This is a genomic window from Stutzerimonas nosocomialis, assembly GCF_005876855.1.
Lineage (GTDB): Bacteria > Pseudomonadota > Gammaproteobacteria > Pseudomonadales > Pseudomonadaceae > Stutzerimonas > Stutzerimonas nosocomialis.
Genome location: NZ_QLAE01000005.1, coordinates 158361 through 173921 on the forward strand (window position 1 = coordinate 158361; position 15561 = coordinate 173921).

Here is a 15561-nt window from a genome sequence, read left to right on the forward strand (position 1 = left end):
TATGAGCCTGAATCCGAGAGACGTCGTCATTGTCGACTTCGGCCGCACCCCGATGGGCCGTTCCAAGGGCGGCATGCACCGCAACACTCGCGCCGAAACCCTGTCGGCGCACCTGATCGACAGCCTGCTGGCACGCAATTCGAAAATCGACCCGGCCGAGGTCGAGGACGTGATCTGGGGCTGCGTCAACCAGACCCTGGAGCAGGGCTGGAACATCGCCCGCATGGCCTCGCTGCTGACCCGCATCCCGCACACCAGTGCCGGTCAGACGGTGAGCCGTCTGTGCGGTTCGTCGATGAGCGCCCTGCACACCGCCGCGCAGGCGATCATGACCGGCAACGGCGACGTCTTCGTCGTCGGCGGCGTGGAGCACATGGGGCACGTCGGCATGATGCACGGCGTCGACCCGAACCCGCAGCTGTCCCTGCACGCCGCCAAGGCGTCCGGCATGATGGGCCTGACCGCCGAAATGCTGGGCAAGATGCATGGCATCTCCCGCGAGCAGCAGGATGCGTTCGGCGAGCGTTCCCATCGCCTGGCCCACAAGGCCACCGTCGAAGGCAAGTTCAAGGATGAGATCATCCCGATGCAGGGCTACGACGAGAACGGCTTCCTGAAGATGTTCGACTACGACGAAACCATTCGTCCGGAGACGACCCTCGAAAGCCTCGCGCAGCTCAAGCCGGCATTCAATCCCAAAGGCGGCACCGTGACTGCCGGTACCTCCTCGCAGATCACCGACGGCGCGTCCTGCATGATCGTGATGTCGGCGCAGCGTGCCCAGGACCTGGGCATCCAGCCGATGGCCGTGATCCGTGCCATGGCCGTTGCCGGCGTGGACCCGGCGATCATGGGTTACGGCCCCGTGCCGTCCACCCAGAAGGCGCTCAAGCGTGCCGGCCTGACCATCGACGACATCGACTTCGTCGAGCTCAACGAGGCGTTCGCGGCCCAGGCGCTGCCTGTGCTCAAGGACCTCAAGCTGCTCGACAAGATGGACCAGAAGGTCAACCTGCACGGCGGCGCGATCGCCCTGGGTCACCCGTTCGGTTGCTCCGGTGCGCGCATCTCTGGCACCCTGTTGAACGTGATGAAGCAGAACGGCGGTACTCTGGGCGTGTCCACCATGTGCGTGGGTCTCGGCCAGGGGATCACCACGGTGTTCGAGCGCGTCTGATCGCGCATCGTCGACCGGAACCGGGGCCACGTGCCCCGGTTTTTCTTTTTCGAGGACAGCACATGCAGATACAGCCCGGGCGCTATCGCCATTACAAGGGCCCCGAATACCGTGTGTTCGCCGTGGCCCGCCACTCCGAGACCGAGGAAGCCCTGGTGTTCTATCAGGCGCTGTATGGCGAACAGGGTCTCTGGGTTCGCCCGTTGTCGATGTTCACCGAGACGGTGGAAGTCGACGGCGAGACGGTTCCGCGCTTCGCCCTGATCGAGGCCGAGCCGTCCCGTTTCTGATGCATGGGGCGGAGCGCTCGGCAGGCCATGCGCTTGACCTCGGCTTCGTCGCCACTATATATAGCGGTGCTTTTGTGGCTCCGTGAATCCGCCATGCCTGCCCTGGCATCCGCGGAAGGGCCTCGCACCCCGGCGTCATCGTGTCGCTTCAGCTCAGGCTGCGCACCGACGTCGGTTTGCTTTACTGCAGTTCGGGCATCTACCGCCTTCACATCTCGATTCAGGAACTCTCCTCTCCATGGGTAAATCGCTGGTCATCGTGGAATCACCGGCCAAGGCCAAGACCATCAACAAGTATTTGGGCAACCAGTACGTGGTGAAGTCGAGTATCGGCCACATCCGCGACCTTCCCACCAGCGGCTCGGGCACTGCCAGCAAAGAGCCGGCCAAGCGCACCAAGAGCGCCGAAACCGCCGCCCTGTCGCCGAAGGAAAAATCCAAGCGCCAGCTCTTCGCCCGCATGGGCGTCGACCCCGAGGCGGGATGGAAGGCCAAGTACGAGATCCTGCCGGGCAAGGAAAAGGTGATCGAGGAGCTGCGCCGCCTGGCCAAGGAAGCCGACACCATCTATCTCGCGACCGACTTGGACCGCGAGGGGGAAGCCATCGCCTGGCACCTGCGCGAGTCCATCGGTGGCGATGACAGCCGCTACAAGCGCGTGGTGTTCAACGAGATCACCAAGAAGGCGATCCAGGAGGCCTTCTCCAAGCCCGGCGACCTGGACATCAACCGCGTCAATGCGCAGCAGGCCCGCCGTTTCCTCGACCGCGTCGTTGGTTACATGGTCTCGCCGCTGCTCTGGCAGAAGATCGCCCGTGGGCTTTCGGCCGGGCGCGTGCAGTCGGTGGCGGTGAAGCTGGTGGTCGAGCGGGAGCGCGAGATCCGCGCCTTCGTGCCCGAGGAATACTGGGAAGTCCATGCCGATCTGGCGACCGCGAAAAAGGCCGCGGTGCGCTTCGAGGTCGCCCGCCAGAATGGCGAAGCCTTCAAGCCGCTCAACGAAGCCCAGGCCAACGCCGCGCTGGAAAAGCTCAAGGGCGCCAGCTACAGCGTCGTCAAGCGCGAGGACAAGCCCACCAGCAGCCGTCCCTCGGCACCGTTCATCACTTCCACGCTGCAGCAGGCGGCGAGCAATCGCCTCGGTTTCGGCGTGAAGAAGACCATGATGATGGCCCAGCGTCTCTACGAGGCCGGCTACATTACCTACATGCGAACCGACTCGACCAATCTCTCGGCCGACGCCCTCACCATGGCCAGGGGCTTCATCGAAAGCGAGTTCGGGGCCCAGTACCTGCCGGAGAAGCCGAACTTCTATTCCAGCAAGGAAGGTGCGCAGGAGGCCCACGAGGCGATCCGTCCCTCTGACGTGAACCTGCGGCCGAACCAGCTTTCGGGCATGGAGCGCGATGCCGAGCGGCTGTACGACCTGATCTGGCGCCAGTTCGTGGCCTGCCAGATGCCGCCCGCCGAATACCTGTCCACCAGCGTCACGGTGGCCGCCGCCGATTTCGAGCTGCGTGCCAAGGGCCGTATCCTCAAGTTCGACGGTTACACCCGGGTCATGCCGCAGCAGAGCAAGTCCGGCGAGGACGATGTGCTGCCGGAGATGAAGCAGGGCGACGCCATGACCTTGCTCAAGCTCGACCCGAGCCAGCATTTCACCAAGCCGCCGGCGCGCTATTCCGAAGCCAGCCTGGTCAAGGAGATGGAGAAGCGCGGCATCGGCCGGCCTTCGACCTATGCGGCGATCATTTCGACCATCCAGGACCGGGGCTACGTCTCGCTGCACAACCGGCGGTTCTACTCGGAAAAGATGGGCGATATCGTCACCGAGCGTCTCTCGGAGAGCTTCAACAACCTGATGGACTACGGCTTCACCGCCGCCATGGAAGAGAACCTGGACGACGTCGCCCAGGGCGAGCGTGAGTGGAAGCACCTGCTCGACGAGTTCTATGGCGATTTCCGCGGCAAGCTGGAAGCGGCCGAAAGCGGCGAGGGCGGCATGCGGGCCAATCTGCCGACGCTCACCGACATTCCCTGCAAGGTCTGCGGCCGCCCGATGATGATCCGCACGGCCTCCACCGGCGTGTTCCTCGGCTGCTCCGGCTACAGCCTGCCGCCGAAGGAGCGCTGCAAGTCGACGGTCAACCTGATCCCCGGTGACGAGATCGCGGCCGATGACGAGGGCGAATCGGAATCGCGGGTTCTGCTGGGCAAGCATCGCTGCCCGATCTGCAGCACGGCGATGGATGCCTATCTGCTCGACGAAAAGCACAAGCTCCACATCTGCGGCAACAACCCCGACTGCTCCGGCTACGAGATCGAGGAAGGGCAGTACCGCATCAAGGGCTACGAAGGTCCGAGTCTGGAATGCGACAAGTGCGGCAGCGAGATGCAGCTCAAGACCGGCCGCTTCGGCAAGTTCTTCGGCTGCACCAACGCCGATTGCAAGAACACCCGCAAGCTGCTGAAGAACGGCGAGCCGGCGCCGCCGAAGATGGACGCGGTGAAGATGCCCGAGCTCAAGTGCGAGAAGGTCGACGACACCTACGTCCTGCGCGACGGTGCCTCGGGGTTGTTCCTGGCCGCCAGCCAGTTCCCGAAGAACCGCGAAACCCGTGCGCCGCTGGTGGTCGAGCTGCTGCCGCACAAGGACGAGATCGACCCGAAGTACCACTTCCTGCTCGAGGCGCCGCAAAAGGATCCGGAGGGGCGTCCCGCGGTGATCCGCTTCAGCCGCAAGACCAAGGAGCAGTACGTGCAGACCGAAGTCGAGGGCAAGCCGACCGGCTGGCGCGCCTTCTACGACGGCGGCAAGTGGAAGGTCGAGGACAAGCGCTGAGTCTTTCCTGAAGAAGGCGGCCGCCCGGCGGCGGCTGCCTTCGGCCTTCATCGCTTGCTGTCCGGGCGCCGCCCGATCATGCTGGTTTCGATCCCTGTCGCGGAGAACGCCATGGCCCACGAGCTCTATACCCGAACCAATCAGAAGATCTACTTTGCCGGTCTGTCGCTGGAAAGCTGGCGCCAGAGCGAGCAGGGTGGGTCGATGAATGCTCAGGGCCTGATCCAGGCCGAGCGCGAAGCCTGCGTCTTCCACCTGTACGGGGCCTTGCTCGGGCTTTGTCACGAGATCGCGGGCTATTACCGCTCGGCCGATGCCGGCGCTCCGCAGGTCGAGACGATGCTCACCCCCGGTTCGCTGGAAGCCTATCCGAGCCCGGAGCGGGGCGAACTGGTCGAGCTGGCAAGCCAGCCGGAAACCTGGCTCGGGCAGCTGCTGGCCGCCTACGCGGCGCTGTTCCGGCCTCCGCAAGCGCCGTCCAGGGCCAAGGTCGATCCGCGTACCCCCTTGATCGAGGTGGTCAGCGACGACGAAGCGTCCGAAGCACCTGGCCTGACCCGCGAAGAGGCCGAAGCCTGGCGGCAGAACCTCAAGCAGCTGGCCCTGCGCTTTCGCGAATCGATGACCGAATGCTGAGGCCTCGTCTGCCAGGCGAGCCTGTGGCGATTGCGCTCGGCTGGTACAATGCGCCCTTTCATGGAGGGTGATCTCATGCCTACGTCTTTTCTCGAAATCGTCGAACTGCCTGACGGGCGCATCGTCCTGCGCCGCGCGGACGACGAAGAAGCGCTGCTTACGCTGGATTTTTCCAGCGACGCGAAACTCTTTCTGCAAGGGCAGCACGTTGAGGTCGCCAAGGCGATGATCAATGTCGGCGTGCAAATGGCGGGGCGGATGTCGGAAGGGGAATTGGAGCGGGAAGAAGAGGTATCGCGGGTCTTGCATTGAGGTGGTGGGTCGGCACGTCCCTGTGCTGACGGGATTGTGATTACTGGCCCAGCCTGATGTTGAGGCTCTGGGCGCCTCCCTTACGTGCCGCGGCGCGCAGCTTGAGCCGTGTGGCACCGTCGAGTTTTCCGAGCCAGCTGATGACGGTATGGCTGCAGCCTGAAACCAGAGCCTTGCAAGCCAGATCGAGCGCATTGTGCGTGCCGCTCGGCTGCAGCAGCAGAATCCGCTCGCGATTGAGCCCGCTTTCCTTCAGCCATTCCTGCGTCAGCACCGTCGGTGGGGCGATCAACGTCAGCCATCGGCTGTCGGCCGCCTCGCTCAGGTCCCGCAGGATCGGCGCCAGCAGCAACCGGCAATGCGCGCTGCTGCCGCTCAGGCTCATCTCGCTGAGGCCTTCCGGTTCGGGTTCGCTGTCCTTGAGCTGTGGCAGCGCCGAGAAGGGCGCCATGTGGTGGGCGAGGAAGCCCTCGAATAGCGACAGCTGTGAGCGCGATGGGATGCTCTGGTACTGCATGGTTTCTCCTCAGCGGCGAATCACGCCGACACTCAAGCCTTCGATGACCAGTTCCTGCTGTTCGAGGTCGACCTCGATCGGCGCGAATTCGGGATTCTCCGCAAGCAGCCAGACCTTCTTGCCGTCGCGCTTGAGGCGCTTGACGGTGACCTCGTCACCGACGCGGGCGACGACGATCTGGCCGTTGCGGGCTTCGCGGGTGGTGTGCACGGCAAGCAGGTCGCCGTCGAAGATCCCGACGTCCTTCATGCTCATGCCGCGTACCCGCAACAGGTAATCGGCACGCGGGTGGAAAAACGTAGGATCGATCTGACAGGATTCCTCGACATGTTGCTGCGCCAGGATCGGGGCACCTGCCGCCACGCGTCCGATGATCGGCAGACCGGCCTCTTCGCCGGTCGCTTCGAAGCCGGGGATGCGGATGCCGCGCGACGCGCCGGGGGTCATCTCGATGGCGCCTTTCTTGGCCAGTGCCTTGAGGTGATCCTCGGCAGCGTTGGGCGACTTGAAGCCCAGTGCCTGGGCTATCTCGGCCCGGGTCGGGGGATAGCCGTTCTCTTCCAGGCAGTTCTTGATGAAGGCTAGGATTTCCGATTGGCGCGGCGTCAGCTTGATCATGGCGGGCTCTGTGCGTTTATCCAGTAGCTGGGATTATATACAGTGACCTGCGCTTGGCAATTGCTGTTTGTCCCTGCTGCGCGGGGTTTGCGTCGTTTGGCTTTGGGATATGATCCCAGCCACGGTCAGCAGGTTGTCTGTTGACTTGTGGGTGTTTGAAACGTAAGTTTCAAACAGGTGTTTGTCTGGTGGAGGGGTCATGGCGCAGTCCGAAACGGTGGAACGCATCCTGGATGCTGCGGAACAGCTGTTTGCGGAGAAAGGCTTCGCCGAGACCTCGCTTCGCCTGATCACCAGCAAGGCCGGCGTCAATCTCGCTGCGGTCAACTATCACTTCGGTTCGAAGAAGGCGCTGATCCAGGCGGTGTTCTCGCGCTTTCTCGGGCCCTTCTGCGCGAGTCTCGAGAAGGAACTCGATCGGCGGGAAGCCGAATCGGACGTGCCCGACACGCTCGAGCAGCTGCTGGGAATCCTCGTCGAGCAGACCATGGCGGTGAAGCCGCGCAGCGGCGACGATCTGTCGATCTTCATGCGGCTCCTGGGGCTGGCCTTCAGCCAGAGCCAGGGACACCTGCGGCGCTACCTGGAAGACATGTACGGCAAGGTGTTTCGCCGCTACATGCACCGGGTGCACGAGGCGGCGCCTTCCATTCCACCGATCGAGCTGTTCTGGCGCGTCCATTTCATGCTCGGTGCCGCCGCGTTCAGCATGTCGGGCATCAAGGCACTGCGCGCCATCGCCGACAACGATTTCGGCGTGGATACCTCCATCGAGCAGGTGATGCGCATGATGGTGCCGTTCCTGGCCGCCGGCATGCGGGCCGAGAGCGGGATACAGGATGCGGCTCTCGCCGATGCCCACCCGCGTGCCCGTCGCAACGCTGTGGCCATGCCGGCCAAGGCCTGACGTTCGGCAGGGCGGCTGCCTCGCCCGGGCCTGCGGCGCCTGTTAAGCTTGCGCCATGGCACTTCTCGATCTACTCCACGTTTCCATTGCCGATCAGCAGCTCTATGGCTTTTGCCAGGGCCGGCTGCGCTGCCGGCTGCCCGTGTCGACTGCCCTGAACGGGGCGGGCGAGCGCAACGGCTCCGGTTGCACGCCGCGTGGCCGGCATGTGGTGCGTGCCCGCATCGGTGACGGGCTGCCGGCCGGAGCGGTACTGCGCGGTCGGCGCTGGACAGGCGAAACCTGGACGCCCGCGCTGCATGAGCAGCACCCCGGGCGGGACTGGATCCTCAGCCGTATTCTCTGGCTCAGCGGTTGCGAGCCGGGTTTCAATCGCCTCGGCACGGTCGACACCTTCCGTCGCTACATCTATCTGCATGGCACGCCTGACAGCGAGCCGATGGGCGTGCCGCTTTCCCATGGCTGCATTCGCCTGCGCAACGCCGATCTGCTCGAGCTGTTCCCCCGGGTTCCGGTCGGCTGCACGGTGCAGATCGGTGAAGACAGCTGTCCGGACTGGGCATCGGCTCCTCTCGAATAAGGATTAAGCAAGACATGCAAGGCTCTCTGATGCTGGACATCGCCGGCACCTGGCTGACCGCCGAGGACCGTCACCTGTTGCGCCAGCCGCAGGTGGGTGGACTGATCCTGTTCGCCCGCAACATCGAGGACCCGTTGCAGGTCCAGCAGCTCTGCCGCTCGATTCGCGCGGTGCGTCCAGACCTGTTGCTCGCGGTCGACCAGGAAGGCGGGCGCGTCCAGCGCCTGCGCCAGGGATTCGTGCGGCTGCCGGCGATGCGTGGCCTGGCGGCCTGTGCCGACGCGCCGGCGCTGGCCCGAGCCTGTGGCTGGGTGATGGCCACCGAGGTGCTGGCAGTCGGGCTGGATATCAGTTTCGCCCCGGTGCTGGACCTCGACCACCAGCGCAGCGCGGTGATCGGCGCGCGTTCGTTCGAGGCCGACCCCGGGCGGGCGATCGAGCTGATCGGCGCCTTCGTCGACGGCATGCACGAGGCCGGCATGGCCTGCACCGGCAAGCATTTCCCCGGGCATGGGTGGGCCGAGGCCGACTCGCATGTGGCGATTCCGGTCGACGAGCGCGACCTGGCGACCATCCGCAACCATGACATGCTGCCGTTCCAGGCGTTGAGCTCGAAGCTGGACGCGGTGATGCCCGCCCATGTCATCTACCCGCAGGTGGATGACCAGCCGGCGGGCTTTTCGCGTCGCTGGCTGCAGGACATCCTGCGAGGCGAGCTCGGTTTCGACGGCGTGATTTTCAGCGATGACCTGTCGATGGCCGGTGCCCACGTGGCAGGCGATGCCGCCAGCAGGATCGAGGCCGCGCTCGACGCCGGCTGTGACATGGGGCTGGTCTGCAACGACCGCGCGGCCGCCGAGCTGGCCCTGGTCGCCCTGCAGCGCCGCTCGGTTCAAGCCTCGGCGCGGCTTGCCCGCATGCGCCGTCGCTCCAGCGTTTCGCTCGACTACAAGCAGGACCCGCGCTGGCTCGACGCCGTCGGTGCGCTACGGGCCGCTGACCTGATCGACTGAGGCCTGATGCCTCGACCTTTGCAAGACCAAGGATAACGCCATGACCATTCACGCCATCATCGGCGGCACGGGCCTGACCCAGCTGTCCGGCTTTACGCTGCGCGATGCGATCGCCATCGACACGCCTTACGGAGCACCGTCGGCCCCCATCCTGCGCGGGGAGTTCGCGGGGCGGGACGTCCTCTTCCTGGCCCGCCATGGCCATCCGCATCGCATTCCACCGCACCAGGTGAACTACCGCGCCAACCTCTGGGCACTCAGGGAAGCGGGCGCCGAGGCGGTGCTCGCGATGAACGCCGTGGGCGGGATTCATGCCGCCATGGGCGCCGGGCATTTCTGCGTGCCGCATCAGCTGATCGATTACACCTCGGGGCGCGATCACACCTTCTTCGAAGGCGAGCTCGAACACGTCACCCATGTGGATTTCAGCTACCCCTATGACGAGGCTCTACGCGGCCGCCTGGTGGCCGCGCTGGCGGCCGAGGGCTACGCCTTCAGCAGCCATGGCGTGTACGGCTGCACCCAGGGGCCGCGCCTGGAGACGATCGCCGAGATCGCCCGCATGGAGCGGGACGGCTGTGACATCGTCGGCATGACCGGCATGCCCGAAGCCGTACTGGCGCGGGAGCTGGACCTGCCCTATGGGTGCCTGGCGCTGGTGGTCAACCCGGCTGCGGGCAAGTCCAGCGGGATCATCACCATGGAAGAGATCGAGGCCGCGTTGGCCGAGGGAATCGGCAAGGCGCGTGCCGTGCTCGGCCGCGTACTGGCTGGCTAGCCGCTCAGGGCAGGGGGGCGAACAGGGCGTCGAGGTCGCTCTGCTGCAGGTTCCAGCCTTCCTCGCGGCCTTCGAGCAGGCCGGCGGCCAGATCGGATTTTTCCGCCTGTAGCTGCAGGATGCGCTCCTCGACGGTGCCGCGGGCGATCAGCTTGTAGACGAATACCGACTTGTCCTGGCCGATGCGGTGCGCGCGGTCCGTGGCCTGGTTTTCGGCGGCCGGATTCCACCAGGGGTCGTAGTGGATCACGGTGTCGGCGGCGGTCAGGTTCAGGCCGGTGCCGCCGGCCTTGAGGCTGATCAGAAACACCGGAACCTCGCCGGCCTGGAAGCGTTCGACGGGCTGGCGCCGGTCCTTGGTGGCGCCGGTGATCTGCACGTAGTCGATGCGGCGCTGCTCGAGCTCGGCTTCGATCAGCGCGAGCATCGAGGTGAACTGGGAGAACAGCAGCACCTTCCGGTTTTCGGCCAGCAGGTGCTCGAGCATTTCCATCAGGCGATCCAGCTTGCCCGAGGTGGTCCCGCGTGCCGGCCTGGCATCGCCGGCGACCAGGCGAACATCGCAGCACACCTGGCGCAGCTTGAGCAGGGCCTCGAGGATGATCAGCTGGCTGCGCGCCAGGCCCTTGCGGTCGATCTCTTCCTGCACCTTGCGGTTCATCGCCTGACGCACGTTCTCGTAGATCTCGCGCTGCGCCGCGTTCAGCTCGATCCACTGGACGATTTCATTCTTCGCCGGCAGTTCGCGCGCCACGTCTTCCTTCTTGCGACGGAGCAGGAAGGGGTTGATCCGACCCTTGAGGTGCGCGAGACGCGCGCTGTCGCCATGTTTCTCGATCGGAATGCGGTAGTCCCGATTGAATGCGCCGGCGTCGCCGAGCCAGCCGGGCATGAGGAACTGGAACAGCGACCACAGCTCCCCCAGGTGATTCTCCAGCGGTGTGCCGGTCAGGCACAGCCGCTGGCGCGCGACCAGCTGGCAGGCTGCGACCGCCGCCTTGCTGGCCGGGTTCTTGATGTTCTGCGCCTCGTCGAGAATCAGCACGTGGAACGTCTGGGGCTTGAGCTTTTCGATGTCCCGGGGCAGCAGGGCATAGGTGGTCAGCAGCAGGTCGTAGTCGGCCAGCTTGGCGAAATGCGCCCGGCGTCCCGCGCCGTGCAGGGCCGCCACGCGAAGTTGCGGGGTGAAGCGTGCGGCTTCGTCCTGCCAGTTGGGGATCAGGCTGGTGGGCATCACCACCAGCGCCGGTCGATCCAGGCGCCCGGCGTTCTTTTCCGCGAGCAGGTGGGCCAGGCTCTGCAGGGTCTTGCCCAATCCCATGTCGTCGCCAAGGATGCCGCCCACCTGCAACTGGCGAAGGGTCTGTAGCCAGCCAAGCCCCTCGCGCTGATAGGGCCGCAGCGCGGCGCCGAGTCCGTTCGGCTCGCCGGCGCTGGGCCGCTCGGCCAGGGCACGGGCGAACGCCAGCAGCTGAGAACCCTCGTGCCAGTGCAGGCCTGCTCCGTCGAGCCCGCCCAGGCGAGCGGCATCGGCCATGCTCAATTCCAGGCTGTCGGCCATCGGCTGTTCGGAGAGATAAAGCTCGCCCAGGGTGGCGAGGATCGGTTTGAGCTTCGCCAGCGGCACGGCCACTTGCAGCGGCCGGTTGTCCCGAGGGGTGCGATCGAGTTGCAGGCGCACCCACTCATCGTCGCCGCGGCGCTTGAGCTGCGGTGGTGCGAGCGCGCTGGACTTCTGCCGCACCAGTCGGGCGAGCAGGGGCAGCAGGCTGACGCGCTGCCCCTTGACCAGAATCCCCACCTCCAGCTCGAAGCGCTGGGCGTTCGGGTCCGGGCGGGCACTGGCATACCAGCCGTCCACGGGCGTCAGGTCGAACAGGAAGCCTGGCCTCACATCCACGTCCCAACCCTGCTCGCGCAGCTGTGGCAGCTGCTCGAGGGCAAAGTGCAGCCAGTCTTCCTCGCTGGCGCGGTCGAACATTTCCGCTGAATCCTTGGGTAGCGCCAGGCTCTGGCGCAGCGCGGTCCTGAAGCCGAGCTGTCGCAGCTGCTGGCGCAACGCCTGCTCGGCCTGGGGCTGCCGGTCGAGGGTCTGGCGCGGCTCGCTTCGCAGCGCGGGGCCGTGGATCGCGGTGTCGCCGTAGATGAAGCTCAGGCCGGCGCGATGCTGGTACTCGCTGACCATCCGCCCGTTGCCCGCGTGATAGTGGGTGGTGAGGCAGCTGCCCAGGGTCAGGCGCGGCGCCGGCACCGGGTCGCTGCTCGGCTGGCGTTCCGCTTGGCGGCTCATGACGCGCCGCCAGCGCCACGCCGGCGATCGCTCCGGTCGCAAGCGGATGGGCCGTCGTGCAAAAGCGGGAAGCGGCGCGGCGGCTTTATCGGCAATCGAGGCATGCGGTTCCTATGTGGTGGGCGCCAGTCGTTCCATCAATGCCTCGAGGGTATTGAAACGCTCCTCCGGCCGCTCCATGGGGACCTGGAACTTGAACACGGTGGCGCCTTCGAACTTGTAGCGGTTGGGCTGACTCTGGATCAGCTTGATCAGCACCAGCGGATCGACCCGGGTATCGGCGGCGAACTCGATGCGTCCGCCTTGCGGGCCGGCGTCGATCTTGGTGATGCCAAGCGTTTCGGCTTGCAGCTTGAGCAAGGTCAGACGCACCAGGTTCTTGGTCGGTTCCGGCAGAAGGCCGAAGCGATCGATCATTTCCACCTGCAGTTCTTTCAATCCCTCCTCATCGGCGGCCGAGGCGATGCGCTTGTAGAGGATCAGCCGCGCGTGGACGTCGGGCAGATAATCCTCGGGGATCAGGGCCGGCAGCCGGAGGTTGATTTCCGGTCCGCCGCCCAGCGGCTGGTCGAGGTTCGGCTCCTCGCCCTTGCGGATCGACTTGACGGCGCGCTCGAGCATTTCCATGTAGAGGGTGAAGCCCACCGCCTGGATCTGGCCGCTCTGGCCTTCGCCGAGCAGTTCGCCGGCGCCGCGGATTTCCAGGTCGTGGGTGGCCAGCACGAAGCCGGCGCCCAGGTCCTGGGCATTGGCGATGGCTTCCAGGCGCTTTTCCGCATCCGGCGTCATGGCCTTGCGCGGCGGTGTCAGCAAATAGGCGTAGGCCTGGTGGTGGCTGCGTCCGACCCGGCCGCGCAACTGGTGCAGCTGGGCCAGGCCGAACTTGTCGGCGCGCTCGATGATGATGGTGTTGGCGTTGGGTACGTCGATGCCGGTCTCGATGATGGTCGAGGCGACGAGCACGTTGAAGCGCTTGTGGTAGAAGTCGCCCATCACCTGTTCCAGCTCGCGTTCGTTCATCTGGCCATGGCCGACGGCGATGCGCGCTTCGGGCACCAGCGCCGCGAGGTCCGCGGCGCATTTCTCGATGGTCTTCACCTCGTTGTGCAGGTAGTAGACCTGGCCACCGCGCAGCAGCTCGCGCAGCAGTGCCTCCTTGATCACGGTATTGGCCTGTTCCATGACGAAGGTGCGCACCGACAGCCGGCGCGCCGGCGGGGTGGCGATGATCGACAGGTCGCGCATGCCGGCGACCGCCATGTTCAGGGTGCGCGGGATGGGCGTGGCGGTGAGGGTCAGGATGTCCACTTCGCTGCGCAGCGCCTTGAGCTGTTCCTTCTGGCGCACGCCGAAACGGTGTTCCTCGTCGATGATGACCAGGCCCAGGTTCTTGAACTGTACGTCCCCCTGCAGCAGCTTGTGGGTGCCGATGAGGATGTCCACCTTGCCTTCGGCCAGCTCGGCGATGGCGCCTTGTATGTCCTTGGCGGACTTGAAGCGGCTCATCACCTCGACCCGCACGGGCCAGTCGGCGAAGCGGTCGCGGAAGCTGTTGTAGTGCTGCTGGGCGAGCAGCGTGGTCGGCACCAGCACGGCGACCTGCTTGCCGCCGTGCACGGCGATGAAGGCGGCGCGCATGGCCACTTCGGTCTTGCCGAAGCCGACGTCGCCGCAGACCAGCCGGTCCATCGGCTTGGCGGCCAACATGTCCTCGCGTACCGCTTCGATCGCGGCCTGCTGGTCGGGGGTTTCCTCGAACGGGAAACCGGCGCTGAAGGTTTCGTAGTCGACCTGCGGGTCCTTGAAGGCGTAGCCCTCGCGCGCGGCGCGTCGGGCATAGATGTCGAGCAGCTCGGCCGCCACGTCGCGGACCTGCTCGGCGGCCTTGCGCTTGGCCTTCTGCCAGGTCTCGGAACCGAGCCGGTGCAGCGGTGCCAGGGCATCGTCGCTGCCGGTGTAGCGGGCGATCAGGTGCAGGCTGGAAACCGGCACGTAGAGCTTGGCCTCGTCGGCGTAGGCGAGCATGAGGAATTCCGCGGCCTGGCCCTCGACCTCGATGGTGACCAGGCCCTGGTAGCGGCCGACCCCGTGATCGATATGCACCACCGGCGCCCCTTCGCGCAGCTCGGTGAGGTTCTTGATCACGTTCTCGCCGGCGTCGCGGCCTTTCTCGCGCCGGCGCCGTTGCATCACGCGCTGGCCGAACAGCGGGCTTTCGGCGATCAGCGCCAGCCCGGGCTGGTCGAGCAGGAGGCCCTCGTCGAGTGGGGCGATGGCGATCGCCAGGCGCTCGTCGCTGTCGACGAACGCCGGCCAGCCATCCAGCGCCTGCGGGCGCAGCTTGAGCCTGGCAAGCAGTTCGAGCAGCACTTCGCGACGGCCCGCCGACTCGGCGGTGAACAGGACGCGGCCGGGGAACTCGTCGAGAAAGCGGCGCAGCGCGCCCAGCGGCTCATTGGCCTTGGCCTCTATCGCCAGCTGTGGCAGCGCTCTGGCGGGGAAACGCTCGCGACCGATACCGGTTTCCACGTCGTCGTGACTGGCCACCACCCGCGGCCAGCGCTTGAGCCGGGCGAAGCAGTCTTCCACCGGCAGGAACAGGTCGGCGGGCGGCAGCAAGGGGCGCTCCGGGTCCACCCGGCGCTCCTCGTAGCGATTGCGCACGTCGTTCCAGAACTGCTCGGCGGCCTGTTCGATGCCCGGCAGCGAGAAGACCTGGGTGTCTTCGGGCAGGTAGTCGAAGAGGGTGTCCGTCTCGTCGAAGAACAGCGGCAGGTAATACTCGATGCCCGCCGGCGTGATCCCGGTGGACAGGTCCTGGTAGATGGGGCAGCGACGGAAATCCACGTCGAAGCGCTCGCGAAAGCGCGCGCGAAAACCGGTGACCGACTCTTTCTTGAGCGGGAACTCGCGTGCCGGCAGCAGGCGAATGGACTCGACCTTGTCGATCGAGCGCTGGGTTTCCGGATCGAAGGTGCGCAGGGTTTCGATCTCGTCGTCGAACAGGTCGATCCGGTAGGGCAGGGCGCTGCCCATCGGGAACAGGTCGATCAGGGCGCCGCGCACGGCGAACTCGCCATGCTCGTAGACGGTGTCCACGCAGCGGTAGCCGGCAGCCTCCAGGCGCAGGCGCATCTGCTCGACGTCCAGCGTCTGGCCGACGTCCAGCACCAGGCTCGAGCCGAGCAGGAAGCGCCGGGGCGCAAGCCTGTGTAGGGCGGTGGTGATCGGGACTACCAAAACCCCGTGGCTGAGTTCCGGCAGCTGGTAGAGCGTCGCGATGCGCTGGGAAATAATGTCCTGGTGCGGCGAGAACAGGTCGTAGGGCAGGGTTTCCCAGTCGGGAAAATGCAGCACGGGCAGCTGCGGCGCGAAGAATCCCAGTTCTTGTTCGAGGCGCTCGGCGCTCTGGCTGTCGGCGGTCAGCAGCAGCGTGAAACGGTTGGCGGCGCTGGCGGCTTCGGCAATGGCGAGGCTCAGCGCGGCACCCGGAAGGTTGCCCCAGAGTTGCTTGCCGCTGGCGGCTGGCAGGGGCGGTAGGCGCAGTACGGACACGAGAGGGCGTGACTCCGGTCTGAAAAATGGACCGGGTCGATTGTAA

13 protein-coding genes are annotated in these 15561 nt (G+C 65.8%); 9 read left to right on the forward strand and 4 right to left on the reverse strand.

Annotated elements, in window-relative coordinates; genetic code table 11:
* Position 1: 1 nt before the first annotated feature.
* The 5 genes from fadA to DN824_RS04890 all read left to right on the forward strand — a co-directional run bounded on the left by fadA (position 2) and on the right by DN824_RS04890 (position 5257).
* Positions 2-1177 (forward strand): acetyl-CoA C-acyltransferase FadA, encoded by a 1176-nt coding sequence (gene fadA, locus DN824_RS04870; RefSeq protein WP_138407214.1) that lies wholly within the window; start codon positions 2-4, stop codon positions 1175-1177.
* Positions 1178-1239: 62 nt separating this feature from the next.
* Entirely contained in the window at positions 1240-1467 is a 228-nt protein-coding gene (locus DN824_RS04875; protein WP_138407215.1) for a DUF1653 domain-containing protein, read from the forward strand.
* Positions 1468-1705: 238 nt separating this feature from the next.
* A complete protein-coding gene (gene topA / locus DN824_RS04880; RefSeq protein WP_138407216.1) occupies positions 1706-4309 on the forward strand; it encodes a type I DNA topoisomerase in 2604 nt (867 codons plus the stop codon).
* A 111-nt stretch (positions 4310-4420) separates the two neighbouring features.
* Positions 4421-4945 (forward strand): DUF6586 family protein, encoded by a 525-nt coding sequence (locus DN824_RS04885; protein ID WP_138407217.1) that lies wholly within the window; start codon positions 4421-4423, stop codon positions 4943-4945.
* A gap of 75 nt (positions 4946-5020) precedes the next feature.
* The gene (locus DN824_RS04890) at positions 5021-5257 is read left to right on the forward strand and encodes a hypothetical protein (RefSeq protein ID WP_138407218.1); all 237 of its coding nucleotides are present in this window, start codon (positions 5021-5023) and stop codon (positions 5255-5257) included.
* A 40-nt stretch (positions 5258-5297) separates the two neighbouring features.
* Here the strand turns inward: DN824_RS04890 and sulA are convergent, their stop codons facing one another.
* Both sulA and lexA read right to left on the reverse strand, forming a co-directional pair.
* A complete protein-coding gene (sulA, locus tag DN824_RS04895) occupies positions 5298-5774 on the reverse strand; it encodes an SOS-induced cell division inhibitor SulA (protein WP_138407219.1) in 477 nt (158 codons plus the stop codon).
* A 9-nt stretch (positions 5775-5783) separates the two neighbouring features.
* Entirely contained in the window at positions 5784-6392 is a 609-nt protein-coding gene (gene lexA, locus DN824_RS04900) for a transcriptional repressor LexA (protein ID WP_138407220.1), read from the reverse strand.
* Between the two features lie 199 nt (positions 6393-6591).
* On the opposite strand from lexA, the gene DN824_RS04905 reads away from it, so the two are divergent.
* Genes DN824_RS04905 through DN824_RS04920 form a run of 4 tightly spaced genes read left to right on the forward strand, consistent with a single transcriptional unit; the run spans position 6592 to position 9670 of the window.
* Positions 6592-7299, forward strand: a complete 708-nt coding sequence (locus DN824_RS04905) for a TetR/AcrR family transcriptional regulator (RefSeq protein WP_138407221.1) — start codon at positions 6592-6594, stop codon at positions 7297-7299.
* Between the two features lie 55 nt (positions 7300-7354).
* Positions 7355-7879 carry a L,D-transpeptidase gene (locus DN824_RS04910; RefSeq protein WP_138407222.1) on the forward strand — a complete coding sequence of 175 codons (525 nt, stop codon included), beginning with the start codon at positions 7355-7357 and terminating at the stop codon, positions 7877-7879.
* Positions 7880-7893: 14 nt separating this feature from the next.
* A complete protein-coding gene (nagZ, locus tag DN824_RS04915; protein WP_138407223.1) occupies positions 7894-8892 on the forward strand; it encodes a beta-N-acetylhexosaminidase in 999 nt (332 codons plus the stop codon).
* A 40-nt stretch (positions 8893-8932) separates the two neighbouring features.
* Positions 8933-9670 carry an S-methyl-5'-thioinosine phosphorylase gene (locus DN824_RS04920; protein WP_138407224.1) on the forward strand — a complete coding sequence of 246 codons (738 nt, stop codon included), beginning with the start codon at positions 8933-8935 and terminating at the stop codon, positions 9668-9670.
* Positions 9671-9674: 4 nt separating this feature from the next.
* Here the strand turns inward: DN824_RS04920 and DN824_RS04925 are convergent, their stop codons facing one another.
* Positions 9675-11960: a DEAD/DEAH box helicase gene (locus DN824_RS04925; RefSeq protein ID WP_138407225.1), complete on the reverse strand. Its 2286-nt coding sequence runs from the start codon at positions 11958-11960 to the stop codon at positions 9675-9677.
* 111 nt (positions 11961-12071) lie between these two features.
* Entirely contained in the window at positions 12072-15515 is a 3444-nt protein-coding gene (gene mfd, locus DN824_RS04930; protein WP_138407226.1) for a transcription-repair coupling factor, read from the reverse strand.
* Positions 15516-15561 lie beyond the last annotated feature (46 nt).